The organism is Escherichia sp. MOD1-EC5495 (genome assembly GCF_002965965.1).
In the GTDB taxonomy this organism is placed as follows: Bacteria; Pseudomonadota; Gammaproteobacteria; order Enterobacterales; family Enterobacteriaceae; genus Escherichia; species Escherichia ruysiae.
Map to the genome: position 1 here is coordinate 25354 of NZ_PTRI01000023.1, position 26845 is coordinate 52198.

Below are 26845 nucleotides of genomic sequence, written 5' to 3' on the forward strand. Positions count from 1 at the left end.
TTGATAAAAATTTTCTCAAAGCCGGTAACGTATTACCGGTTTTGAGTTTTTGCATGATTCAGCAGGAAAAGAACCATGTTTACTAAACGTCATCGCATCACGTTGCTGTTCAATGCTAATAAAGCCTATGACCGTCAAGTAGTAGAAGGTGTAGGGGAATATTTACAGGCGTCGCAATCGGAATGGGATATTTTCATTGAAGAAGATTTCCGCGCCCGCATTGATAAAATCAAGGACTGGTTAGGAGATGGCGTCATCGCCGACTTCGACGATAAACAAATCGAGCAAGCATTGGCTGATGTCAACGTCCCTATTGTTGGGGTTGGTGGCTCGTATCACCTGGCAGAAAGCTATCCGCCCGTACATTACATTGCCACCGATAACTATGCGCTGGTTGAAAGCGCATTTTTGCATTTAAAAGAGAAAGGCGTTAACCGCTTTGCTTTTTATGGTCTGCCAGAGTCGAGCGGCAAACGCTGGGCCGCCGAACGCGAGTATGCCTTTCGCCAGCTTGTGGCTGAAGAGAAGTACCGAGGTGTGGTTTATCAGGGGCTGGAAACCGCACCAGAGAACTGGCAACACGCGCAGAATCGGCTGGCAGACTGGCTGCAAACACTGCCACCGCAAACAGGGATTATTGCCGTCACTGACGCCCGGGCGCGGCATATTCTGCAAGTATGCGAGCATCTGCACATCCCCGTACCGGAAAAATTATGCGTGATTGGCATAGATAACGAAGAATTGACCCGCTATCTTTCGCGTGTCGCCCTCTCTTCTGTCGCCCAGGGCGCCCGACAAATGGGCTATCAGGCGGCAAAAATTTTGCATCGCTTATTAGATAAAGAAGAGATGCCGTTGCAGCGGATTTTGGTTCCGCCAGTCCGTGTCATCGAACGGCGTTCTACTGATTACCGTTCGTTGACCGATCCCGCCGTTATTCAGGCCATGCATTACATCCGCAATCATGCCTGCAAAGGAATTAAAGTGGATCAGGTTCTGGATGCGGTGGGCATATCGCGATCCAATCTTGAAAAACGGTTTAAAGAAGAAGTGGGTGAAACTATTCACGCCATGATTCATGCCGAGAAGCTGGAGAAAGCGCGCAGCCTGCTGATTTCTACTACCTTGTCGATCAATGAGATATCGCAAATGTGTGGTTATCCATCGCTGCAATATTTCTACTCTGTATTTAAAAAAGCGTATGACACGACGCCAAAAGAGTATCGCGATGTAAATAGCGAGGTAATGCTGTAGCGGGAGGGGAAAATCCGCCAGGCATGATAAGACGCGCCAGCATCGCATCAGGTAACTCAGCACAACCACCTGATGCGAACAAAAGCCCTATCCGACCAACAAGTCGGATAAGGCTCAAGGGAATGCAATTACATATGCGCAGCGATTAACCGCTGGTTATCCTGGTACATCGCGAACAGGTAGTTGTTATAGCTCTGCCCTTTCGTGGAATAACCTTTCAGCTTATGAATCATCGCTGTGGCGGTAACTTCCTGATCCGCTTTACGCAATTGTGCACGTGATTTGCGGAAAGAAGCGTAAGCCGGATGCGTATTCAGGTTAGTGACATAGGCGCTCACCGATTCTTTTACAGAACTGAACTGTGAGTACCCCTTCACTTTACCCGGCGCATTGGTACAACGTCCTTTCATGCACTTCATGCCGAACAGGTTGTTGTTGCTACGCGCCAGTTTCGACGTTCCCCAACCGCTTTCTGCTGCAGCCATCGTCGCCACCATACTGGTCGGGATAATGTCTACACGTTCGAGCAGCGTATTCCACGGGATTTTTCGCGTATTACCGGACCACTTCACCTTATAGCGTTTGGCAATGTCTTGCAGACGTGCACGCTCTGAAGGCGACCATTGCCCCTGGTACTGTTTTGAGATCAGCCAGTTACGTTCCGCCGTAATGGCAGCATTTTGGCTGGTAATATAGGGCATTACAGTCCGGAGAAACGCTTTTTTTCTTGGTGTTCCGGAAGGGTATTTTCGCAAATCAGGAAGTGAACTGCTCTTTGCACTATTGCGAGAATACTCTTGTTTACTGCTTACCTGTTTATTACTAGCTTTAGTTAAGTGGGACTGTTGACTCGTTGTTGTCGTGTGCGTCTTCGCTAACACCTCACTCGAAAACACCAGAGTGAGTAACATAAGAATCATCGCCCCATATCGTCGTATGGGAGTCAAAATCATCAGGTCTCCTGATCGGATTTAATCATTCAAACACCTTATACTCGTCATACTTCAAGTTGCATGTGCTGCGTAAACGCTGTTCAAAACGCCATTGGTGTTTTGTCCTGCAACTCGAATGATTTAGAGTAATATTTTTCCCAAGTTTGAGAGTTGAATCTCAAATCATATCAAAAATAGCGGTCGAGCGCACCCCAAGGAATAGTCCAAATCTGAAACTATGTCACGTGGTAATGGTTCAGATTGGTGCAAGATCGCAGAAAATGTGGATTTTATCGCAAAATTCAGCTGTTTTTTGCGCGCGATCGCTCACCCCTGCGTCTCATCCTGTGGACTTACTACTCAGGGATGAGTTTTGTCTGGTTATTCGCTGGCAAACTGTCTGAAATCGCAGCAATAAGGACTCACCCGCCATGAAACTTGCCGCCTGTTTTCTGACACTCCTTCCCGGCTTTGCCATTGCCGCCAGCTGGACTTCGCCGGGGTTCCCCGCCTTTACCGAACAGGAGACAGGAACATTTGTCAGCCACGCGAAGCTGGCTAAAGGTACGCGTCCACTAACGCTAAATTTTGACCAACAGTGCTGGCAGCCGGTGAATGCGATAAAACTCAACCAGATGCTTTCCCTGCAACCTTGCAACAACACACCGCCACAATGGCGATTGTTCAGAGATGGCGAATATACGCTGCAAATCGACACCCGCTCCGGCACGCCGACGTTGATGATATCGATCCCAAACACCGCCGAACCAATAGCAACCCCAATCCGTGAATGCCCGAAATGGGATGGTCGCCCACTTACGCTTGATGTCAGTGCCACCTTCCCGGAAGGTGCGCCTGTCCGTGATTATTACAGCCAACAAATCGCGACAGTGAAAAACGGCCAAATTACATTACAACCTGCCGCCACTAGTAACGGCTTACTACTACTGGAACGGGCAGAAACTGACACCTCTGCCTCTTTCGACTGGCATAACGCCACCGTTTACTTTGTGCTGACAGACCGTTTCGAAAACGGCGATCCCAGCAATGATCAGAGCTACGGTCGTCATAAAGACGGTATGGCGGAAATTGGCACTTTTCACGGCGGCGATTTACGCGGCCTGACCAACAAACTGGATTATCTCCAGCAGCTGGGCGTCAATGCCCTGTGGATCAGCGCCCCGTTTGAGCAAATTCACGGCTGGGTGGGCGGTGGTACAAAAGGCGATTTCCCGCACTATGCCTACCACGGTTATTACACACAGGACTGGACGAATCTTGATGCAAATATGGGCAACGAAGCCGATCTACAGGCGCTGGTTGATAGCGCACACCAGCGCGGTATTCGTATTCTCTTTGATGTGGTGATGAACCATACCGGTTATGCCACGCTGGCGGATATGCAGGAGTATCAGTTTGGCGCGTTATACCTTTCCGGTGATGAGCTGAAAAAAACACTGGGTGACCGCTGGAGCGACTGGAAACCCGCTGCCGGGCAAACCTGGCATAGCTTTAACGATTACATTAATTTCAGCGACAAAACAGGCTGGGATAAATGGTGGGGAAAAAACTGGATCAGAACGGATATTGGCGATTACGACAATCCTGGATTCGACGATCTCACCATGTCGCTGGCCTTTTTGCCGGATATAAAGACCGAATCTACCACCGCTTCAGGTCTGCCAGTGTTCTATAAAAACAAACCGGATACCCACGCTAAAGACATCGATAGTTTTACTCCCCGCGATTATTTAACGCATTGGTTAAGCCAGTGGGTTCGCGACTACGGGATTGATGGTTTTCGGGTCGATACCGCCAAACATGTTGAGTTGCCCGCCTGGCAGCAACTGAAAACCGAAGCCAGCGCCGCACTTCGCGAATGGAAAAAAGCTAACCCCGATAAAGCGTTAGATGACAAACCTTTCTGGATGACCGGCGAAGCCTGGGGTCATGGCATAATGCAAAGTGACTACTATCGCCACGGCTTCGATGCGATGATCAATTTCGATTATCAGGAACAGGCCGCGAAAGCCGTCGATTGTCTGGCACAGATGGATACCACCTGGCAGCAAATGGCAGATAAATTGCAGGATTTCAACGTGTTGAGCTACCTCTCGTCGCATGATACCCGCCTGTTCCGCGAAAGGGGCGACAAAGCAGCAGAGTTATTGCTATTAGCGCCAGGTGCGGTGCAAATCTTTTATGGTGATGAATCCTCGCGTCCGTTCGGAGCTACCGGTTCTGATCCGCTGCAAGGCACACGCTCGGATATGAACTGGCAGGATGTTAGCGGTAAATCTGCTGCCAGCGTTGCGCACTGGCAACGCCTCGGTCAGTTCCGCGCCCGCCATCCAGCGATTGGCGCGGGTAAGCAGACCACATTGTCACTGAAACAAGGTTATGGATTTGTCCGTGAACATGGCGACGATAAAGTGATGGTTGTCTGGGCGGGGCAACAGTAACTTTTCCGGCTTCCCACTTGCAGTATGTCGGGAAGCCGTATTCCAGTATAAAAGACCAGACATATCATAAACCTTAGCATGATACGCCAATCCTCTTGCAGCAACCCGATTTGCACCCCAGCAAATGTAGCGTTATTGTTACTTTCCTTGCTACAGAGTTCGACAGATATCCCGCTATGACATTCTCCCTTTTTGGTGACAAATTTACCCGCCACTCCGGCATTACGCTGCTGATGGAAGATCTGAACGACGGCTTACGCACGCCCGGCGCGATTATGCTCGGCGGCGGCAATCCGGCGCAGATCCCAGAAATGCAGGACTACTTCCAGACGCTGCTTACCGACATGCTGGAAAGCGGCAAAGCCACTGATGCGCTGTGTAATTACGACGGCCCGCAGGGGAAAACGGAGCTACTCACACTACTTGCCGAAATGCTACGCGAGAAGCTGGGTTGGGATATCGAACCACAGAATATTGCACTAACAAACGGCAGCCAGAGCGCATTTTTCTACTTATTTAATCTGTTTGCCGGACGCCGCGCCGATGGTCGGGTCAAAAAAGTGCTGTTCCCGCTGGCACCGGAATACATTGGCTACGCTGACGCCGGACTGGAAGAAGATCTGTTTGTCTCTGCGCGTCCGAATATTGAACTGCTGCCGGAAGGCCAGTTTAAATACCACGTCGATTTTGAGCATCTGCATATTGGCGAAGAAACCGGGATGATTTGCGTCTCCCGGCCGACGAATCCAACAGGCAATGTGATTACTGACGAAGAGTTGCTGAAGCTTGACGCGCTGGCGAATCAACACGGCATTCCGCTGGTGATTGATAACGCTTATGGCGTCCCGTTCCCGGGTATCATCTTCAGCGAAGCGCGCCCGCTGTGGAATCCGAATATCGTGCTGTGCATGAGCCTTTCTAAATTGGGGCTGCCAGGTTCGCGCTGCGGCATTATCATCGCCAATGAAAAAATCATCACCGCCATCACGAATATGAACGGCATTATCAGCCTGGCGCCTGGTGGTATTGGTCCGGCGATGATGTGCGAAATGATTAAGCGTAACGATCTGCTGCGCCTGTCAGAAACGGTCATCAAGCCGTTCTACTACCAGCGTGTTCAGGAAACTATCGCCATCATTCGCCGTTATTTACCAGAAGATCGCTGCCTGATTCATAAACCCGAAGGCGCTATTTTCCTCTGGCTATGGTTTAAGGATTTGCCGATTACCACCGAGCAGCTTTACCAGCGGCTTAAAGCGCGCGGCGTGCTGATGGTGCCAGGACACAACTTCTTCCCTGGGCTGGATAAACCGTGGCCGCATACGCATCAATGTATGCGCATGAACTATGTGCCGGAGCCGGAGAAAATCGAGGCAGGTGTGAAGATTCTGGCGGAAGAGATTGAACGCGCCTGGGCTGAGAGTCATTAAAAATTGCCTGATGCGCTGCGCTTATCAGGCCACATAATTTCTGCAATATATTGAATTTGTAAGATTTTGTAGGCCAGATAAGACGTTCACGCCGCACCCGGCATAAACGAAACGCACTATTCCGGCGTTGAGAACCGCCGGAATAATGTCTCAAACAGGCTGCTGTAGTAGCCGATTCCGCTGCACTTTCTCAACATCCATACATTGCAACGCCTTTGTCGGGCAAGCTTCAACACAGGCCGGTCCCGTCGCCCGATGCCAGCACAGATCGCACTTAATCGCCCTCGCCTTTGTGCGCGAAGAAACCACTTCCATCGCACCAAACGGACAAGCCAGCATACAACTTTTACAGCCAATACAACGTGATTGTTCAACGAAGATATGCCCATGTTCGCGGCGAATAGCGTCCACAGGGCAAACATTCGCGCAGGGTGCATCTTCACACTGATGACAGGCTACTGCCGTGGTCCAGGTGTGGTCTTTGATGACACGAATACGGGAAATAAACTCGCCAGGTAACAACGAAGCGCAATCCTGATTCTCCTGATGCGACACTGCGCAAGCCACTTCACAGGTACGGCAACCGATACATTTCGTCGCATCCGCAATAATAAACCGGTTCATGATCACTCCTTTGCACTAAAACCGCAGCGTGCCAGAGAGTGCGCCATTATTGCTTTGATCCAACGAAGGAAATATTAAAGTTTTGCCACCTGCCAAAAGCGTTATGTGATCGCGCCCTGGTCATCCCGGACGGTAAATCCCAGTTCATTGGAGATAGCCTGCGCAGTTTCAAGCAGCGGTTTCAGGAGATTTTTCTCCCCCACCTGTTTCAGGCGTGATGTCGAAAGCGAAATCGACACCGCATACGGCACCCGCCCATGAATATCAAACACCGGAACAGCAATACAGGAGACGCCAAGTTCATTCTCTTCTCTGTCCATTGCCACGCCGCTTTCACGAATGCGCGCCAGTTCATCGAACATCGCGGGCAGTTCGGTAATGGTGTTGCGGGTTAGCGGCTGGATTTCATTCTGATGGCTTTCCCAATACGATTTCACGTAGTCCTGATGCCCAAACGCCATATAAACCTTACCCATCGCCGAACAGTAGAGCGGCATATGCTGACCAATATAGGCGCGAGTTCGTAGCATACCGGTAGTAGGTTCCAGTTTATAAATCAAAATAGCGTGATCATCTTCTCGACTGGAAAAGTTAATGGTTTCACCAGTGGAGATGTTCAGCGTCTCAAGATGCGGCGCGGCAATATGAATGATATTCAGCGACGACAGCGCCTTTTGCCCGACAGCAATAAATTTTGTGGTCAGGCGGTAACTCCCCGCAGCGGGCGCAGCTGTCACATAGCCACAGGACTGTAGCCCCTGCAATAAACGATGGACCGTGCTTTTATTTAAGCCAGCCAGTTCAGAGAGATGCGCCAGCGGACAACCGTTTGGATAGTTGCTCAAAATCTCAATCAGCATCAACCCGCGAAACAGGCTCTGACTTCCAGCTGGGCGCTCTTTTTCCTGCGCCAACTCGTGCTCTTTTTTTCCCATCGCTTTCTTCCCCTTTTTATCGCGCCCTGATGGTAACGCAAAGTGTGTCGCAGTTCACGATCTCGACAGATAATTTGTAACTATTTGATTTTAATAATTTTTGAAAATCATGGCGCGGATTGCTTTGTTAAAAAGCGATCGATATATTTGAAATCAAATTTCGCATAGTGGAATTTTAAGCTAAAAAAGCGATCAATAAACACAAGGAAGCCAGGGATGAAAGTGACATTTGAGCAGTTAAAAACAGCCTTTAATCGGGTATTAATTTCACGTGGCGTTGACAGCGAAACAGCCGATGCCTGTGCAGAGATGTTCGCCCGCACCACCGAATCCGGCGTTTATTCTCATGGCGTTAACCGCTTCCCCCGTTTCATTCAGCAACTGGAAAACGGCGATATCATTCCTGACGCCCAACCCAAACGTATAACCAGCCTCGGCGCGATTGAGCAGTGGGACGCCCAGCGTTCGATCGGTAACCTGACGGCGAAAAAGATGATGGATCGCGCCATTGAACTGGCGGCAACTCACGGGATTGGCCTGGTCGCGTTACGCAATGCCAACCACTGGATGCGCGGCGGCAGCTACGGCTGGCAGGCGGCGGAAAAAGGCTATATCGGCATCTGCTGGACCAACTCTATCGCCGTAATGCCGCCGTGGGGCGCAAAAGAGTGTCGCATCGGCACCAACCCACTGATCGTCGCTATTCCTTCTTCACCCATCACCATGGTCGATATGTCGATGTCGATGTTCTCCTACGGCATGTTAGAAGTGAATCGTCTGGCGGGACGCGAGCTGCCGGTCGATGGTGGGTTTGATGATGAGGGCAATTTGACCAAAGAACCTGGCATTATCGAGAAAAATCGCCGCATTTTGCCGATGGGTTACTGGAAAGGTTCCGGTATGTCGATCGTGCTGGATATGATCGCCACTCTCCTTTCTGACGGCGCATCGGTTGCTGAAGTCACCCAGGACAACAGCGACGAGTACGGCATTTCACAAATCTTTATTGCCATTGAAGTGGACAAACTGATCGACGGTTCCACCCGCGATGCCAAACTGCAACGCATTATGGATTACGTTACCAGCGCCGAGCGCGCAGACGAAAACCAGGCCATTCGTTTACCCGGTCACGAATTCACTACCCTGCTGGCAGAAAACCGCCGTAACGGCATCACCGTTGATGACAGCGTGTGGGCAAAAATCCAGGCATTATAAGGAGATAGACCATGATATTTGGACATATCACACAACCTAATCCGTGCCGTTTGCCCGTCGCCATTGAAAAGGCGCTCGATTTTCTGCGCACCACCGATTTCAACGCCCTGCCGCCGGGCATTGTCGAAATCGACGGCAAGAATATTTTTGCGCAAATTATCGATTTAACCACACGCGAGGCGGTGGAAAACCGTCCTGAAGTTCATCGGCGCTATCTGGATATTCAGTTTCTGGCCTGGGGCGAAGAGAAAATAGGTATCGCCATTGATACGGGAAATAATAAAGTCAGCGAATCACTATTAGAGCAACGCGATATTATTTTTTATCACGATAGTGAACATGAATCATTTATAGAAATGATACCGGGTAGCTACGCTATTTTCTTCCCGCAGGATGTTCACCGACCGGCATGTAATAAAAATGCCCCAATGGCAATCCGCAAAATCGTGGTTAAAGTAGCCCTCTGCGCTTTATAAAAAGTTATTACTGGAGCACAAAATGAAAGCGAATAATGTCGGTTATATTATCGGCGCGTATCCCTGTGCACCTTCTTTTCATCAAAGAAGTGAAGAGGAAGAGAAGGAATTCTGGCGACAATTATCAGATACCCCTGATATTCGCGGTCTGGAACAACCCTGCCTGGAAAACTTCCATCCTCTTGGCGATCAATGGTTACTTCGCCATACGCCGGAAAGCTGGAAATTTGTCGTCACCGCTGTGATGGAAACCATGCGTCGCCGCAGCGAAAACAGCGGCTTTGGTCTCGCCTCCAGCGATGAAGAACAACGCAAGGCCTGCGTGGCGTACTATTGCCACCTGTTCCATAAAATCAACTCATTGCAGGCTAATAAAGTGCTCGCACTGGAGATCCAGGCCGCACCGTTAGCAACGAATCCCAATGTTATGCAAGCGACGGATGCTTTTGCCCGCTCGTTGAAAGAAATCGCCAGTTGGGACTGGCCGTGCAAACTGGTGCTGGAACACTGCGATGCCATGACGTCTGCCGCTCCCCGCAAAGGCTTTTTGCCTTTGGAAAATGTGCTGGAAGTCATTGCCGATTATGACGTCAGCATCTGTATCAACTGGGCGCGATCCGCCATTGAAGGCCGCAATACAGCGTTGCCGCTGACCCATACCCAAATGGCGAAACAGGCCGGGAAACTCGGCGCGTTGATGTTCTCTGGTACGACGCTAAACGGAGCATACGGAGAATGGCAGGATTTACACGCGCCGTTTGCACCATTCTGTGCAGAAAGCCTGATGACCACAGATCATGTTCGCGAGTTATTTAATGTAGCAGAACCATCAACATTGCAATTTTCGGGCATCAAGTTATTAGAAATCCATGCTGCTGCTGATGTTCAGCACCGCATCGAAATATTACGCAATGGCATTCACTCTCTAAATGAATCTATTTAAAACGATTCATTTATTTTGCCAGATTCTAATTAATCGCTCTCCAATAAATATTACGAATACCAACAACATTAATTAATGAAAACATATTGCATAACAAGAAGGACTCGTTATGAAACGGATACTCGAAGGCATTCTTGCGCTCATCATCGCAATACTGTCTTGTATTATTTTTATTAATATCATTCTTCGATATGGATTTCACACAAGCATATTATCGATTGATGAATTATCCCGGCTTTTATTTGTCTGGTTAACCTTTATTGGCGCTATCGTTGCTTATATGGACAACAGCCATGTGCAGGTTACTTTTTTAGTCGAAAAACTCTCTCCCACTAATCAACAACGTGTTTCGCTGCTAACCCATACGCTCATTTTATTGCTGTGTCTGGGTCTGGCCTGGGGTGCAATAGAAAAAACGTCACAGGACTGGAGTAACTTATCGCCCATTCTCGGCGTACCCGTTGGCTTAATGTACGCCGCCGCTATCCCCACCAGCCTGATTATCGCATTGCTGGAGTTGCGTCACTTATACCGGCAGTTCACAAATACCACCAGCCAAAATCAACAAGGAGTCTGACGATGACAATTCTTATATTTATTGTCAGTTTGTTAGGCGCTATCGCGATTGGTGTTCCCATCGCCTGGGCATTATTGCTGTGCGGCATCTCATTGATGTTCTGGATGGATATCTTTGATGTGCAAATTCTGGCGCAAACGCTGGTCAACGGTGCAGACAGTTTCTCTCTGTTAGCCATTCCCTTCTTTGTGCTGGCGGGTGAGATCATGAACGCGGGCGGCCTGTCGCAACGTATTGTCGACCTGCCAATGAAACTGGTGGGTCACAGGCCAGGCGGTCTGGGTTACGTTGGCGTGCTGGCGGCAATGATCATGGCAAGCCTTTCCGGTTCTGCGGTTGCTGATACCGCAGCTGTCGCGGCGCTGCTGGTGCCGATGATGCGTCAGGCCAACTATCCGGTAAACCGCGCCGCCGGGCTTATCGGATCGGGCGGTATTATTGCGGCCATTATCCCGCCCTCTATTCCGCTCATTATCTTCGGCGTCTCCAGCGGACTCTCTATCAGTAAACTGTTTATGGCGGGCATCGCGCCGGGCATCATGATGGGCGTCACGCTGATGATTACCTGGTGGTGGCAGGCAAAACGGCTGAATCTGCCTTGCCAGCCAAAAGCCTCACTGCGGGAAGTCTGGCAATCTTTAGTCTCCGGTATTTGGGCGCTCTTTTTGCCGATAATTATTATTGGCGGTTTCCGTTCGGGGTTATTTACGCCTACCGAAGCAGGCGCGGTTGCCGCCTTCTACGCTCTGTTCGTCTCGGTGGTGGTCTATCGCGAAATGACCTTCTCCACGCTTTATCATGTTCTGATTAACGCGGCGAAAACCACATCCGTGGTCATGTTCCTGGTGGCTTCTGCTGCGGTATCTGCATGGCTTATTACGATCGCCGAATTACCCATGATGGTATCGGAGCTATTACAACCGTTGGTTGATTCGCCTCGCTTATTATTCATCGTCATTATGCTCGCTATTATGGTGATCAGCACGGTAATGGACTTAACGCCCACCGTATTAATTCTTACACCTGTATTAATGCCATTAGTGAAAGAAGCGGGAATAGATCCGGTCTATTTCGGCATCATGTTTATTATCAACTGTTCAATATCACTGATTACGCCCCCGGTCGGTAACGTCCTTAACGTGGTATGCGGCGTGGCAAAACTTAAATTTGACGATGCGGTAAAAGGCGTTGCGCCTTACGTCATGGTTTTATTCATGTTGTTAGCATTATTTATTTTTATACCGGAGCTTATTACCGCTCCTCTTAAATGGATGAGTTAAAAGGAAATCATAATGAAATTACGTTCTGTAACCTACGCTTTATTATTTGCCGGAGTGGCGGCGTTCAGTACATCTTCTCTGGCGGCACAATCATTACGTTTCGGTTATGAAACCTCGCAAACCGATTCACAACATATTGCAGCAAAAAAATTCAACGAATTATTGCAAGAAAAAACCAAAGGCGAACTGAAGTTAAAACTGTTTCCGGACAGCACCCTCGGCAATGCGCAGGCGATGATCAGCGGCGTGCGCGGCGGCACTATTGATATGGAGATGTCTGGCTCCAATAACTTTACGGGACTCTCGCCCGTCATCAACCTGCTCGATGTCCCTTTCCTGTTCCGCGATACCGCTCATGCGCATAAAACCCTCGACGGTAAAGTCGGTGATGAGCTGAAAACTTCCCTTGAAGGTAAAGGGCTGAAAGTACTGGCCTACTGGGAAAACGGCTGGCGCGATGTCACCAACTCGCGTGCACCAGTTAAAACTCCCGCCGATCTGCAAGGGCTGAAGATCCGTACCAACAATAGTCCAATGAATATTGCGGCATTCAAAATCTTCGGTGCTAACCCGATCCCGATGCCATTTGCCGAAGTCTATACCGGGCTGGAAACCCGCACCATCGACGCCCAGGAACACCCGATTAACGTCATCTGGTCAGCAAAATTTTATGAAGTGCAGAAGTACCTTTCTCTGACCCATCACGCCTACTCCCCACTTCTGGTGGTGATCAACAAAGCGAAGTTTGATGGCTTAACCCCTGAGTTCCAGCAGGCACTGATCACATCTGCGCAAGAAGCGGGTAACTATCAGCGCAAACTGGTTGCTGAAGATCAGCAAAAAATCATCGACGGCATGAAAGACGCGGGCGTTGAAGTGATTACCGATCTCGACCGCAAAGCCTTTAGCGATGCATTGGGTAATCAGGTTCGCGACATGTTTGTTAAAGATGTTCCGCAGGGCGCTGAACTGCTGAAAGCCGTGGATGAGGTGCAATAAACCATGACGCAATACTGGCTGGGGTTAGATTGTGGCGGTAGCTGGCTGAAAGCCGGACTGTATGACCGCGAAGGCCGGGAGGCGGGCGTGCAGCGCCTGCCGCTGTGCGCATTAAGCCCGCAGCCAGGCTGGGCAGAGCGCGATATGGCAGAACTGTGGCAATGCTGCATGGCTGTCATTCGCGCCCTGCTTACCCATTCTGGCGTTAGCGGGGAGCAAATTGTGGGTATCGGTATCTCCGCACAAGGGAAAGGTTTGTTTTTACTCGATAAAAATAACAAACCGCTAGGTAACGCCATTTTGTCCTCTGACCGCCGGGCGATGGAAATCGTCCGTTGCTGGCAGGAAGATGGCATCCCGGAAAAACTCTACCCGCTGACCCGCCAAACCTTGTGGACCGGGCATCCGGTGTCGCTGTTACGCTGGCTGAAAATGCACGAACCTGAGCGTTATGCGCAAATTGGCTGCGTGATGATGACGCACGACTACCTGCGCTGGTGTTTAACCGGCGTCAAAGGCTGCGAAGAAAGCAATATTTCCGAGTCCAATCTCTACAACATGAGTCTTGGGGAATATGATCCGTGCCTCACCGACTGGCTGGGGATCGGTGAAATCAATCACGCCCTGCCGCCTGTTGTTGGATCTGCCGAAATCTGCGGGGAGATCACCGCTCAGACAGCCGCACTGACCGGTCTGAAAGCGGGTACGCCCGTTGTCGGCGGCCTGTTTGATGTGGTTTCCACCGCACTTTGTGCCGGGATCGAAGACGAATCTACCCTCAATGCGGTGATGGGAACCTGGGCGGTGACCAGCGGCATAACCAGCGGTTTACGTGACGGTGAAGCGCATCCGTATGTCTATGGCCGCTACGTTAATGACGGTCAATTTATCGTTCACGAAGCCAGCCCTACCTCTTCCGGCAATCTCGAATGGTTTACCGCGCAGTGGGGAGAAATCTCTTTTGCTGAGATTAATCAGGCCGTTGCCGGCTTGCCGAAAGCCGGAGGCGATCTGTTTTTCCTGCCGTTCCTGTACGGCAGTAACGCCGGACTTGAGATGACCAGCGGTTTCTACGGGATGCAGGCCATTCACACCCGCGCGCACCTGTTGCAGGCCATTTATGAAGGCGTGGTGTTCAGCCACATGACCCACCTCAACCGGATGCGTGAACGTTTTACCGCTGTTCACACCCTGCGCGTGACTGGCGGTCCGGCGCACTCCGATGTCTGGATGCAAATGCTGGCGGACGTCAGCGGTCTGCGTATCGAGCTGCCGCAGGTGGAAGAAACGGGATGCTTTGGTGCGGCGCTCGCTGCCCGTGTCGGTACGGGCGTTTATCGCAACTTCAGCGAGGCCCAGCGCAGCTCGCAACATCCGCTACGCACATTACTGCCGGACATGACCGCGCATCAGCATTACCAACAAAAATATCAACGCTATCAGCAACTCATTGCCGCACTTCAGGGTTATCACACCCGCATTAAGGAACACACATTATGAGCAGACCACTTCTGCAACTGGCTCTCGACCACTCATCACTTGAAGCCGCGCAGCGCGACGTGACGCGGTTAAAAGACAGCGTCGATATCGTCGAAGCGGGCACCATTCTCTGTTTAAACGAAGGGCTTGGCGCGGTGAAAGCCTTGCGTGAACAGTGCCCGAACAAAATCATCGTCGCTGACTGGAAGGTCGCTGATGCCGGTGAAACGCTCGCGCAACAGGCGTTTGGCGCGGGCGCCAACTGGATGACCATCATCTGCGCCGCGCCGCTCGCCACGGTGGAAAAAGGCCACGCGATGGCGCAACGCTGCGGCGGTGAAATCCAGATAGAGCTGTTCGGTAACTGGACACTGGACGACGCCCGTGACTGGCATCGCATTGGTGTACGGCAGGCGATTTATCATCGTGGTCGCGACGCACAGGCCAGCGGGCAGCAATGGGGCGAGGCGGATCTGGCGAGGATGAAGGCACTTTCTGATATCGGCCTCGAACTTTCTATTACTGGCGGGATTACCCCTGCTGACCTGCCGCTGTTTAAAGATATCCGCGTGAAAGCGTTTATTGCCGGGCGCGCACTGGCGGGCGCTACCAATCCAGCGCAGGTTGCCGCTGATTTTCATGCGCAAATTGACGCAATCTGGGGAGGTGCTCGTGCGTAGTCATCCGTTAGGGATTTATGAAAAGGCGCTGGCGAAAGATCTCTCCTGGCCGGAGCGACTGGTGCTGGCAAAAAGCTGCGGTTTTGATTTTGTCGAAATGTCGGTGGATGAAACCGACGAACGTCTGTCACGCCTGGACTGGAGCGCCGCACAACGTGCTTCGCTGGTTACCGCGATGATCGAAACGGGCATTGCTATTCCGTCAATGTGCCTGTCTGCCCATCGCCGTTTCCCTTTTGGTAGCCGCGACGAGGCGGTGCGCCAGCGGGCGCGGGAAATCATGAGTAACGCGATTCGCCTGGCGCGCGACCTTGGTATTCGCACCATTCAACTGGCGGGCTACGACGTCTATTACGAAGACCATGACGAAGGCACCCGGCAACGGTTTGCTGAAGGACTGGCGTGGGCGGTTGAACAGGCGGCGGCATCACAAGTGATGCTGGCGGTGGAGATTATGGACACCGCGTTTATGAACTCCATCAGCAAATGGAAAAAATGGGACGAGATGCTCGCCTCGCCATGGTTCACCGTCTACCCGGATGTCGGCAACCTCAGCGCCTGGGGCAATGATGTTCCCGCCGAACTGAAACTGGGCATTGATCGTATCGCCGCGATCCACCTGAAAGACACCCAGCCAGTTACCGAGCAAAGCCCCGGACAGTTCCGTGATGTGCCGTTTGGCGAAGGCTGCGTCGATTTCGTTGGCATCTTTAAAACGCTGCATGAACTGAACTATCGCGGTTCTTTCCTGATTGAGATGTGGACAGAAAAAGCCAAAGAGCCAGTGCTGGAGATTATTCAGGCGCGGCGCTGGGTTGAAGCACGTATGCAGGAGGCTGGTTTTATATGTTAGAGCAACTGAAAGCCGACGTGCTGGCGGCGAATCTGGCGCTTCCCGCTCACCATCTGGTGACGTTCACCTGGGGCAATGTCAGCGCAGTAGATAAGACGCGACAATGGATGGTGATCAAGCCTTCCGGCGTCGAGTACGACGTGATGACCGCCGACGATATGGTGGTGGTTGAGATAGCCAGCGGTAAGGTGGTGGAAGGCAGCAAAAAGCCCTCTTCCGACACGCCAACGCATCTGGCGCTTTATCGCCGCTATGCAGAAATTGGCGGCATTGTGCATACCCACTCGCGCCATGCCACTATCTGGTCGCAGGCAGGGATTGATCTCCCTGCCTGGGGTACGACTCACGCTGACTATTTTTACGGTGCGATCCCCTGCACGCGCCAGATGACCGCAGAGGAGATCAACGGTGAGTATGAATACCAGACTGGCGAAGTGATCATTAAAACCTTCGAAGAGCGCGGCAGGAGTCCGGCACAAATCCCGGCGGTACTGGTGCATTCCCACGGCCCGTTCGCCTGGGGTAAAAACGCCGCCGATGCGGTGCATAACGCCGTGGTGCTGGAAGAGTGCGCGTATATGGGGCTGTTCTCGCGCCAGCTCGCGCCGCAGCTTCCTGCCATGCAAAATGAACTCTTAGATAAGCACTATCTGCGTAAGCACGGGGCTAATGCCTATTACGGGCAGTAATCTCTCACGCCGGGGCTTCATCGCCCCGGTACTATGAATTGATATGCTCCCGCTTCCATGCGGTGGACGTTAAACCCGTGTGTTTGCGAAAATCTGTCGGAAATAACTGACATTATTAAATCCGCACAACGCCGCCACTTCAGTTAGCGACTCGTCTGTTGCGCTGAATTTGCCCGGCTGGCGTCCACAGCGGTATCCAACATTACATTCCTCACAAGAATCAGAAACGTTTAACGTAGGCGATTATAATCATCGACCATTTCGTTGTACTCGCGTAATGCTCGTGGAAATGAGTCTTCGACCATCCAGCTTGAGTTTGCGTCCTGAAGTTGCTCTTTATCCCAGTCGGAGTACGGGACTTTATCTCTAATGCGGCGAACATATTTTTTAGCCTCAAGCTGATATTGGTCTGCCGAATGGATGAATGAGAAATTCATGCCACCTTTATCCGCTTCTTTGGCCTGCGCCACCAGCGTTTCCAGCTCAGTCACTTTCTTCATTGCCGCTTCGGCATCAAACTTATCTTGCGAGATCAGGTTATTAATTTGTTTCGCTGAGATCATGACTGCCAGAGAGTAGTAGTGGAATGTTTTCCCTTCTCTTTCTTCAATATTTTTCAGTTCCGCAAGCTGGCGCTTATCATTAATTTCCTGAATTGCCGCATGATAAGATTCTGCTACAGGTTCAAAGGCTTCAAGATTTTTTAAGAATGTCTGGTGCAGCGTTTTCCCTTTGGCAAACGCATCGTCTTTATAATTTTCCTGGGTGTAATATTTATCCATTTCGTTAATGGTATTACCCAACGCCACGGCAGCATCGATATAACTCACCGCCACGCCGTCAATAGGTTGCAGTGCAGGCGTTAACGCCACAGCACTTTTCACTCCTTTCTCACACTCTGAGAGATTGGATTCACTAATACTGTAGATGCCATAGACAGTCCTCTCTTTACCGGTAGGCCCCTGTTTAAAATCTTCCAGCCAGTCAGCATAACGCGCCAGACTACGCTGTACAGGGATCTGTAACTTGTTGTAGCACTTGATATAGACATCCATTTTTTCGTCGAAAACCGCTTGTTCATCGACCACCGGTTGCGCAGGCGTTTCAGGCTTAGCTTCTGCTTTTGCAACGGGGGCTTCAGGAGCTGGTGCGGCAGGTTGACTATTGGCGGGCGGGGGAGTTTCTGTTTCGGCTTTTTTATCATCACATCCAGTGATACCGAGGGCCATTATGGCGATAATAATAGCTGAAGATAATAAATTCCTTTTCATTTAATTGCCTTATAAATAGATAAATAAGAGAGTGAATATAATAAATGAAAAAAGAAAGCGTCACTACACGCGTTTTGTTTATAAATAAATAGCTACAATTCACTGAATGAATAAGTCCTGTAATTTTATATCTAAATTACAGGACTTAATTCAATTAACAGTTCAACCATTGCGGGAGGGAAGTTTCTGCCCCCCATTATTTAAACCTGCATTACATCCCATAACGTTCAGAAATAGCAGCATGTTTCTCTTCGTTCGCTCCGGCTTCTTTGGCAAGTCGCCACCAGCACAACGGATGTTCCCAGTCTGCGGTCAATCCGCTCAGGGTCTTATCAATATCACCTTTAGAAACTGAACGCGGCGCGCTGATAACAAAATAGAACGCGGGCAGCGGCTGTGCATCTTCTCCCTGATGACTGTCCGTTAACGTATAGTCATCGTTACTGTTGCTCCAGTAGTACCAGTTTCGTTCACGTAGCGCCTCACGGAAGGCATTAAACTGTTCTTCACCAGGCATAACGCCTTCGCAGAACCAAGACTCGCCGTACTCAGTCGGGATAATGGTTTTCAGGCAGGCATAAAGCGGGGTGAAATTCTTCTGTTCTTCCTCATCTTCAGGCCGGGTATTCAACATCTCCGCATCGAAAACGACAACTTCATCAACATGTTGTGGGTAATCGGTCCGGTAGGTTGGTTCAATGATCCTTGCCGTTACCGGTCCAATCCGCTGGGCATAGTAATAGCGGTATTCGAAGTTTTCCCGGAAACGGATATTCAGTAACCCCCATTTTTCGTCAATAAAACCTTCACCTTCCGTGAGTTCGATTTCCAGTTCTGCGGCGATAGTCCGCACCAAATCCCACTGTTGTAAGATGCTGGCGGTCGCCATGATATCCCACTGGAGATTGCGAATATCTTCTTCACGGCTAATCATAAGTTGCTGCAATTGCTGTAAATAATCCAGCTGCCGATCCCAGGCTTCCTGTTTTTGTGCTGCCCAGGAGCACATGCGATAAACGCCGATCCACTCACGCCCTTTTTCGTGTTGTAGCAATTGCTGGCCAATCGCTTCCAGTTCGACCCAATTTTCTTGCTGGTTAAGCACACGTGCACGGAACCACAATGCCATATGCATCAGGCCCGCCCGTTCATACTGCTTCGCCAGTTGTTCGATCGCTTGCTGATCGCCACGGTGTAGCAGGAGATCCAGCAGATCGAAGCAAAGGCCGTTATCTTCCTGGATGTGGCTTTCAACATAGCTTTGCAGCAGTTCAATCGACTCATCAATCGCATTGCAAGCCTTTAACGCATTGACCAGTTTACCCAGCAATTCCGTATCATCTGGCGTGTTCAGGTAAGCACGGCGGAATATTTCGACGTCTTTTTCGGGGTCAGGCTGCGTTTCTTCATCGCTATTTTCAGGCGATTCAACAACCGGGCGAGCAAGCAGTTCCGCCTCTTTAGCGGCAATTTTTTCACTAAGTTCGAGAAACTCGCGATCAACCCCCAATAACGCGCGTAATTTCGGTATGTGCCGCTGAGCCAGTTTCATCGCCATTTTGGCAACCCAGACGGATTCACGCTCCAGTGCCAGAGTGATTTGCAGTTTCGCCAGATCAACCACTTTGCGGTGCGCCCCGGCCTGTGAACGGTGCTCCAGCATTTTTTGGATGATTCGCGCCAGTTGCCAGTGGTTTCTCTGTGGATTGCGGGGCAGTAATTCAGTAATAATCTTCAGCCATAGTCCCCATGAATAGGGAGTCAGATCTGACCAACGCGGCAATTCCTCCCAGACTTCTTTGTCCTGCCCGCATAACGCCATGATGTACAGTTTTTTGAGTTGATAATTGATGCGGTCGCGTCCCCAATAATCATTCTCTTTTGCCAGTTCATCAATCACTTCACGTGCTTCATCGTAACGCTGAAGGGCAACCAAAATATCGGCACGGGTTGCCAGTAGTGCTTCTAAATATTCACTCCCCGATGCTTTTACCGCGTCGATTTGCCTGTCGATATAAACCAACGCCTCTTCTGTTCTGTTGGAATCCATCAGCGCACTGGCATATTCGCAGGATAAACACATAAAGCAGCTCCAGGTCGGATCAATGCGCGCGATGGTTTCTTCACACACCGCCATGCGTTCATTGGCCCAGCCTGGGGCATCTATATTCTCGTAGCAGGCGGATAAATCCTGTGTAACGCAGATAGATTGCGGGCAATCTTTCGCCTCTTCCCGATGCGCTTTTTCAAACAGCGCCACCACGTCAGGCAGCACTTTTTCGCCTTCTTCGTAGTTGGTCAGACGATGGCGCATCTCCCAGTGTCCGATAAATATTTCCAGCCACGGATTTTTTGCCACCTGATTCAGTGCTTTCATTTCCGGTAATAACGAATCGCACTTTTCCATTTGCAGATGTAAAACACCTTCAGAAAAATCATCAATTATCTGCGGAATATACTCCTGCCCGGCATCACGCAACTCCTGGCTATATTTGTTGTACCACTCCCATGTATCCATTTTATTTTCCTTGATTAATTAAGACAGGAATAACCTGAGTAAAATCATCCAGCGCCTGGTGTAAATCCCACTGCTGTTCTTTATTACCGCTGGAGCACAAAATTACTTTCAGCGATTTTAATAACCGTAATGCCGCCGCTGGCTGTTGCTGATGTTGTAATGCCGTCACCAGTTGCATAACGCAGGGGTTATTGAGATTAATATACAGACTTGACGTTTTGGTCTTTTGGATTTGCGAGGTGAATTGCCGCGCCAACATTAACGCTGCGGTGCTAATACGTTTATCCGCGTCATCCTGTTCAAGAATTTGTTTTAATTCCGCTTCCCGATCTGGCGTTACCACTAATGGTAAAACGGCCGGTTCGAAGCGCGAGATAATTAATTGTTCGCCATCGCAAAGATGCTCTTCGAGATAAGCCACCTGCTCTTCGGGTAATTCCGCCAGGCTGAACAACTGCTCATTGCCCGTTTGCGTACCGACTTCAATAATCCGGCAGTGATATAACAGCGCCCAGCGGCGTAAAAATGGCACCACCGCATAGCGATCGCCACGCGCTACAGGTCGTTGCAGAATATGGAACAACATCTCTTCAAAACCGCCGTCGCGGCTTAACAGAATATGAATGCTGTTATTAACGCGTAAATCTTTCGCCAGCAGCGCACCTTTTGACGTTGGCACCTGTAAACGGTCTTTGAGCAAATCAAACAGACGGTCATCACACAACGCAGCACCAAGCAACGCTTCGTTGTGGCGCATTAATACCCTTCGCCAGATTTCTGGCTGATTTTGTGCGAGATCGGACAAACCAGAAATCAGCGCCTCTTTTAACGCCTCCTGCACCGCGACCCAGGTTTCGTCCCGTTGCAGATCTTCCCGGCTCGCCGTCGGCGTCAGTTTCGATGACTCAATCACACCGCCGATAAAACCGGCCCAGGGCGGCAGCAGCTCACGCGCTTCATCATCAAGTAACATGCCGCGCAAAAACAGCGACAGGTTGCGGTTATCGCTGGTGCCGTAGGTTGCGCCATCCTGAATCCATAAAATCCCGACCGCATCGCTCATTCCCGTTGGCACCACCGGAATGGTGCAAATAGGTTCAAAGGAGGATTCAAACTGGGCGGCAAAGGCGAGATTTTTCCGCTGTACCAGTGCGCGGTGCATCGTTACGCCATCTGGCGTTTCTTCACGCCACGGTGGCTGGAGTTTGTTCACCGGCTCGCTGGCATCCCCCACATAGACCGGTTCGTGCAGCAATATGCAGTAGCGGGAAAGGACGCGGTTCAGCAAATTGTTACTCGCCAGATGGCTGTACTCTTCTTTGAGCGTCAGAATCACCTGCGTCCCCGGCTCCGAGGCCTGATGCGGCGTAACGGTATATTTTTGCCCGTCGGTAGAGTGATATTTCCAGCTCTGATCCGGCGTTTGCCAGGATGTAGTCAACACCGTGACCTCTTTCGCCAGTACAAATGCCGACAAAAAACCGAGGCCGAACATACCAATTAAACCGGTGTTGTCATCCTGCTGGCGCAGCATTCGGGTATAACCCACGCCCACTGTAGCCAGGAAGCCGTGAATTTCGCTTTCTGTCAGACCCGCGCCAGTATCGCTGATGGTGATGGTTGACTTCGCTACGTCTGCCACCACACGAATCGCGTTATCCTTTGGCGCATCGGGCTGCTCAATCCTGCGGCGCACGATCGCATCATGGCCGTTCTGCACCAGCTCGCGCACGGCAACCACGGGAGTGGAGTAAAGATGCTTACTGAGCACCTCAATTAAGCCGTTTAAATTAACTTCTGTAGAATATGAACTGCCAGGTAACTGTAATGTACTCATTTTTCAATACTCATAATCCATCACCCACTATTGAAAATACATCGCTGTTTTTACAACCGGTGCAAGGTTTGTTATTTTCATTCACTCATCGGAAACATTTATTTATTGACACGATGATTAAAACAAAATGTCTTATATAAATAATGATTAATTCTTAAAGGATTAATGCGACTGGAGTATATCGATATAAACCGGAGTTAACGAGATAATTTCTTGTAGTTAAATTATTATTTAAATGCTGAATAACATATTCAGCATTATTTAATAAAAAAATAAAACCGCAATCCAGAATCAGAATTGCGGTATTTCTTTAATTATGAATCAACCGTTGCGGATGGGTATAAATCGTCGCCCGTCCCGGCTTACAAAAACCTACCAGCGTCAGGTTACATCGCTCGGCGACTTCTACGGCAAGCGTTGTCGCGGCAGACACCGCAAACAGAATTTCTACTCCGCACATCGCCGATTTTTGCACCATTTCATAGCTGGCGCGGCTGGAAACCAACACCGCCCCCGACTGCCAACGTTCACCTTCTTGCGCCCGCCGACCTAACAGTTTATCCAGCGCCACATGGCGGCCCACATCTTCATGTCCGCCAGCCAGTTCGCCAGACGGCAACATCCAGGCGGCGGCGTGAGTACAACCGGTCAATTGCCCCACGGGCTGGAAGTCATTGAGATGGCGTAACGCGTTATCAAGATTATTGAGATCAAATGTCTGGGTGAACGGCAGCGGCTGCACCGGTTTACCGATGTCGTTAAGTTGCTCCACGCCACATACGCCACAGCCCGTACGCCCTGCCAGCGCCCGGCGGCGCTCCTTCAACCCCATAAAGCGGCGGCTGGAAAGTTCGATTTGCACTTCCAGACCATTACACGAGGGAACAACATCCATGCCGAAAATATCACGCGGGCTTTCGATAATTCCTTCGGAAAGCGAAAAACCAAGCGCAAAGCGTTCAAGGTCTTTTGGCGAAGCCATCATCACTACGTGCGAAATGCCGTTGTAGACCAACGCAACGGGAACTTCTTCCGCGACTTCATCAAGCCGGGAATGTTGTAAATCGTCACGCTGCCATAACTCAATTTGTCGCATTCCCGTGATATTTGTCACATTTTTGATTTCTTTTTGCTGTGTTTTTTTCACTTTCTCTTAACCAGATAAGAACACACACACCAAGATTATGGTATTCTGTTACAAACCCTTCCTGGATGGAGGGAAATTGAGCCAATTCTGGACCTTTGCGGCCCCTTCCGCAAAGAAAAATAACTCCCACTCCCTGCACACGCAGCAAGCGAATGTAAATGGGACGTGACAATGTCGAAACAAGGAGCAATCCATGCAGGTCAGCAGAAGGCAGTTCTTTAAGATCTGCGCTGGCGGTATGGCAGGCACCACGGCAGCGGCACTGGGCTTTGCACCCAGCGTAGCACTCGCGGAAACAAGGCAGTATAAACTGCTGCGCACCCGCGAAACCCGTAATACCTGCACCTATTGTTCTGTTGGTTGCGGGCTGTTGATGTACAGCCTCGGTGACGGAGCAAAAAACGCCAAAGCATCTATCTTCCATATCGAAGGCGATCCGGATCACCCGGTCAACCGTGGTGCACTTTGTCCGAAAGGCGCTGGCCTGGTGGATTTCATCCACTCCGAAAGCCGTCTGAAGTTCCCGGAATACCGTGCGCCTGGTTCTGATAAATGGCAGCAAATCAGTTGGGAAGAGGCGTTTGATCGCATCGCCAAACTGATGAAAGAAGACCGCGATGCGAACTACATTGCGCAAAACGCCGAAGGCGTGACTGTTAACCGCTGGCTCTCCACCGGGATGCTGTGTGCTTCCGCGTCGAGTAACGAAACCGGCTATTTAACGCAAAAATTCTCCCGCGCGCTGGGTATGCTCGCGGTCGACAACCAGGCGCGTGTCTGACACGGACCAACGGTAGCAAGTCTTGCTCCAACATTTGGTCGCGGTGCGATGACCAACCACTGGGTCGACATCAAGAACGCCAACCTCGTCGTGGTGATGGGCGGTAATGCCGCTGAAGCTCACCCGGTAGGATTCCGCTGGGCGATGGAAGCCAAAATTCACAACGGCGCGAAGCTAATTGTGATTGATCCTCGCTTTACGCGTACGGCGGCGGTGGCTGACTACTATGCCCCTATTCGTTCCGGTACTGACATTGCTTTCCTGTCAGGCGTATTGCTGTACCTGCTGAACAATGAAAAATTCAACCGCGAATACACCGAAGCCTATACCAACGCCAGCTTGATCGTGCGTGAAGATTACGGCTTTGAAGATGGCCTGTTCACCGGCTACGACGCGGAAAAACGCAAGTACGATAAATCCTCCTGGACTTACGAACTGGACGAAAACGGCTTCGCCAAACGCGATACCACGCTGCAACATCCACGCTGCGTGTGGAACTTGCTGAAACAGCACGTTTCCCGTTATACGCCAGATGTGGTTGAAAACATCTGTGGTACGCCAAAAGACGCGTTCCTGAAAGTCTGCGAATACATCGCAGAAACCAGTGCTCACGATAAAACTGCCTCGTTCCTCTACGCGCTCGGCTGGACGCAACACTCCGTTGGTGCGCAAAACATTCGTACCATGGCGATGATCCAGCTGCTGCTCGGCAACATGGGGATGGCAGGTGGCGGCGTTAACGCCCTGCGCGGTCACTCCAACATTCAGGGGCTGACGGATCTGGGGCTGCTGTCGCAGAGCCTGCCGGGTTACATGACGCTGCCAAGCGAGAAGCAGACCGATCTGCAAACCTACCTTACCGCCAACACGCCGAAACCGCTGCTGGAGGGCCAGGTAAACTACTGGGGCAACTACCCGAAATTCTTCGTCTCAATGATGAAGGCCTTCTTTGGTGATAAAGCGACGGCGGAAAATAGCTGGGGCTTTGACTGGTTGCCGAAGTGGGATAAAGGTTACGACGTCCTGCAATACTTCGAGATGATGAAAGAGGGCAAGGTCAATGGCTATATCTGCCAGGGCTTTAACCCCGTTGCCTCATTCCCGAACAAAAACAAAGTGATCGGTTGTCTGTCGAAACTGAAGTTCCTCGTCACCATCGACCCGCTGAACACTGAAACCTCTAACTTCTGGCAGAACCACGGTGAGCTGAACGAAGTTGACTCGTCGAAGATCCAGACCGAAGTGTTCCGCCTGCCATCGACCTGCTTCGCGGAAGAGAACGGTTCTATCGTTAACTCCGGTCGCTGGTTGCAGTGGCACTGGAAAGGTGCGGACGCCCCAGGGATTGCACTGACCGACGGCGAGATCCTCTCCGGTATCTTCCTGCGCTTGCGCAAGATGTATGCCGAACAGGGTGGCGCGAACCCGGATCAGGTACTGAACATGACCTGGAACTACGCCATTCCGCATGAGCCATCTTCAGAAGAAGTGGCGATGGAGAGCAACGGTAAGGCGCTGGCCGATATTACCGATCCAGCAACCGGTGCGGTTATCGTCAAGAAAGGCCAACAACTTAGTTCGTTCGCCCAACTGCGCGATGATGGTACGACTTCCTGTGGCTGCTGGATTTTCGCCGGTAGCTGGACGCCGGAAGGCAACCAGATGGCACGCCGAGATAACGCCGATCCGTCTGGCCTCGGTAACACGCTGGGCTGGGCATGGGCATGGCCGCTTAACCGCCGCATCCTGTATAACCGCGCCTCCGCAGACCCGCAGGGTAACCCGTGGGATCCGAAGCGTCAGTTGCTGAAATGGGACGGCACTAAGTGGACCGGCTGGGATATTCCGGACTACAGCGCAGCGCCTCCGGGCAGCGGCGTCGGGCCGTTTATCATGCAGCAGGAAGGCATGGGGCGTCTGTTTGCTCTCGATAAGATGGCGGAAGGTCCGTTCCCGGAACACTACGAGCCGTTTGAAACGCCGCTGGGGACTAACCCGCTGCATCCAAACGTTATCTCGAATCCGGCTGCGCGTATCTTTAAAGATGACGCTGAAGCATTGGGTAAAGCCGATAAGTTCCCGTATGTCGGAACCACCTATCGTCTGACCGAGCACTTCCACTACTGGACCAAACACGCGCTGTTGAACGCGATTTTGCAGCCAGAGCAGTTTGTGGAAATCGGTGAGTCGCTGGCGAATAAACTTGGCATTGCCCAGGGCGATACCGTGAAAGTCTCATCCAACCGTGGCTATATCAAAGCCAAAGCGGTGGTGACCAAACGTATTCGCACGCTGAAAGCGAACGGCAAAGATATCGATACCATCGGTATTCCGATTCACTGGGGCTATGAAGGCGTGGCGAAAAAAGGCTTTATTGCCAATACGTTGACGCCATTCGTCGGTGATGCGAACACGCAGACGCCGGAGTTTAAGTCCTTCCTTGTGAATGTGGAAAAGGTGTAA

21 protein-coding genes and 1 pseudogene are annotated in these 26845 nt (G+C 50.9%); 14 read left to right on the forward strand and 8 right to left on the reverse strand.

Annotation, left to right across the window (positions count from 1 at the left end; all coding sequences use genetic code 11):
- The first annotated feature begins 75 nt into the window (after positions 1–75).
- A complete protein-coding gene (gene xylR, locus BEG40_RS17630; RefSeq protein WP_105285843.1) occupies positions 76–1254 on the forward strand; it encodes a D-xylose utilization transcriptional activator XylR in 1179 nt (392 codons plus the stop codon).
- A gap of 128 nt (positions 1255–1382) precedes the next feature.
- On the opposite strand, the gene BEG40_RS17635 is transcribed toward xylR, so the two are convergent.
- Positions 1383–2207, reverse strand: coding sequence for a protein bax (locus BEG40_RS17635; RefSeq protein ID WP_105285844.1), 825 nt, complete (start codon positions 2205–2207; stop codon positions 1383–1385).
- Positions 2208–2617: 410 nt separating this feature from the next.
- On the opposite strand from BEG40_RS17635, the gene malS reads away from it, so the two are divergent.
- Positions 2618–4648, forward strand: coding sequence for an alpha-amylase (gene malS / locus BEG40_RS17640; RefSeq protein WP_105285845.1), 2031 nt, complete (start codon positions 2618–2620; stop codon positions 4646–4648).
- Positions 4649–4824: 176 nt separating this feature from the next.
- Positions 4825–6078, forward strand: coding sequence for a valine--pyruvate transaminase (avtA, locus tag BEG40_RS17645; protein ID WP_000144334.1), 1254 nt, complete (start codon positions 4825–4827; stop codon positions 6076–6078).
- Positions 6079–6228: 150 nt separating this feature from the next.
- Here avtA and BEG40_RS17650 read toward each other — a convergent pair whose 3' ends face one another.
- Together BEG40_RS17650 and yiaJ are read right to left on the reverse strand one after the other, a co-directional pair.
- A complete protein-coding gene (locus BEG40_RS17650; protein WP_021549999.1) occupies positions 6229–6702 on the reverse strand; it encodes a 4Fe-4S binding protein in 474 nt (157 codons plus the stop codon).
- 101 nt (positions 6703–6803) lie between these two features.
- Entirely contained in the window at positions 6804–7637 is an 834-nt protein-coding gene (gene yiaJ, locus BEG40_RS17655) for an IclR family transcriptional regulator YiaJ (protein WP_105285846.1), read from the reverse strand.
- Between the two features lie 216 nt (positions 7638–7853).
- Here yiaJ and yiaK point away from each other — a divergent pair, with 216 nt between their 5' ends.
- From yiaK to araD, 10 genes are all read left to right on the forward strand, one after another.
- Positions 7854–8852 (forward strand): 3-dehydro-L-gulonate 2-dehydrogenase, encoded by a 999-nt coding sequence (gene yiaK / locus BEG40_RS17660; protein WP_021549997.1) that lies wholly within the window; start codon positions 7854–7856, stop codon positions 8850–8852.
- A gap of 11 nt (positions 8853–8863) precedes the next feature.
- Complete coding sequence (locus BEG40_RS17665) at positions 8864–9328, forward strand: NanQ anomerase/TabA/YiaL family protein (protein ID WP_105285847.1); 465 nt, start codon at positions 8864–8866, stop codon at positions 9326–9328.
- A gap of 22 nt (positions 9329–9350) precedes the next feature.
- Positions 9351–10271, forward strand: a complete 921-nt coding sequence (locus BEG40_RS17670) for a DUF4862 family protein (RefSeq protein WP_105285848.1) — start codon at positions 9351–9353, stop codon at positions 10269–10271.
- Between the two features lie 109 nt (positions 10272–10380).
- The gene (gene yiaM, locus BEG40_RS17675) at positions 10381–10848 is read left to right on the forward strand and encodes a 2,3-diketo-L-gulonate TRAP transporter small permease YiaM (protein WP_000821450.1); all 468 of its coding nucleotides are present in this window, start codon (positions 10381–10383) and stop codon (positions 10846–10848) included.
- A 2-nt stretch (positions 10849–10850) separates the two neighbouring features.
- The gene (yiaN, locus tag BEG40_RS17680; protein WP_000153835.1) at positions 10851–12128 is read left to right on the forward strand and encodes a 2,3-diketo-L-gulonate TRAP transporter large permease YiaN; all 1278 of its coding nucleotides are present in this window, start codon (positions 10851–10853) and stop codon (positions 12126–12128) included.
- A gap of 12 nt (positions 12129–12140) precedes the next feature.
- Entirely contained in the window at positions 12141–13127 is a 987-nt protein-coding gene (gene yiaO, locus BEG40_RS17685) for a 2,3-diketo-L-gulonate TRAP transporter substrate-binding protein YiaO (protein WP_105285849.1), read from the forward strand.
- 3 nt (positions 13128–13130) lie between these two features.
- Complete coding sequence (gene lyxK / locus BEG40_RS17690) at positions 13131–14627, forward strand: L-xylulokinase (protein ID WP_105285850.1); 1497 nt, start codon at positions 13131–13133, stop codon at positions 14625–14627.
- Positions 14624–15286, forward strand: coding sequence for a 3-keto-L-gulonate-6-phosphate decarboxylase UlaD (ulaD, locus tag BEG40_RS17695; RefSeq protein WP_105285851.1), 663 nt, complete (start codon positions 14624–14626; stop codon positions 15284–15286). The genes lyxK and ulaD overlap by 4 nt, the downstream gene beginning before the upstream one ends.
- Positions 15279–16139 (forward strand): L-ribulose-5-phosphate 3-epimerase, encoded by an 861-nt coding sequence (locus tag BEG40_RS17700; protein WP_105285852.1) that lies wholly within the window; start codon positions 15279–15281, stop codon positions 16137–16139. The genes ulaD and BEG40_RS17700 overlap by 8 nt, the downstream gene beginning before the upstream one ends.
- The gene (araD, locus tag BEG40_RS17705; protein WP_000893150.1) at positions 16133–16828 is read left to right on the forward strand and encodes an L-ribulose-5-phosphate 4-epimerase; all 696 of its coding nucleotides are present in this window, start codon (positions 16133–16135) and stop codon (positions 16826–16828) included. Before BEG40_RS17700 ends, araD begins: the two co-directional genes overlap by 7 nt.
- A 31-nt stretch (positions 16829–16859) precedes the next feature.
- Here araD and BEG40_RS21940 read toward each other — a convergent pair.
- The 5 genes and pseudogenes from BEG40_RS21940 to fdhD form a co-directional block, all read right to left on the reverse strand.
- Positions 16860–16978, reverse strand: a pseudogene (locus tag BEG40_RS21940) (AraC family transcriptional regulator); the annotation flags it as partial.
- Between the two features lie 80 nt (positions 16979–17058).
- Entirely contained in the window at positions 17059–18099 is a 1041-nt protein-coding gene (locus BEG40_RS17710) for a YiiG family protein (protein ID WP_105285853.1), read from the reverse strand.
- A 211-nt stretch (positions 18100–18310) separates the two neighbouring features.
- Positions 18311–20617, reverse strand: a complete 2307-nt coding sequence (locus BEG40_RS17715; protein WP_105285854.1) for a tetratricopeptide repeat protein — start codon at positions 20615–20617, stop codon at positions 18311–18313.
- Between the two features lies 1 nt (position 20618).
- The gene (locus tag BEG40_RS17720; protein ID WP_105285855.1) at positions 20619–22454 is read right to left on the reverse strand and encodes an ATP-binding protein; all 1836 of its coding nucleotides are present in this window, start codon (positions 22452–22454) and stop codon (positions 20619–20621) included.
- Positions 22455–22764: 310 nt separating this feature from the next.
- On the reverse strand, positions 22765–23601 hold the full coding sequence (gene fdhD / locus BEG40_RS17725) for a formate dehydrogenase accessory sulfurtransferase FdhD (RefSeq protein ID WP_105285856.1): 837 nt from the start codon (positions 23599–23601) through the stop codon (positions 22765–22767).
- A gap of 193 nt (positions 23602–23794) precedes the next feature.
- Between fdhD and fdnG the strand changes: the two genes are divergently transcribed.
- Positions 23795–26845: a formate dehydrogenase-N subunit alpha gene (fdnG, locus tag BEG40_RS17740; RefSeq protein WP_010723259.1), complete on the forward strand. Its 3051-nt coding sequence runs from the start codon at positions 23795–23797 to the stop codon at positions 26843–26845.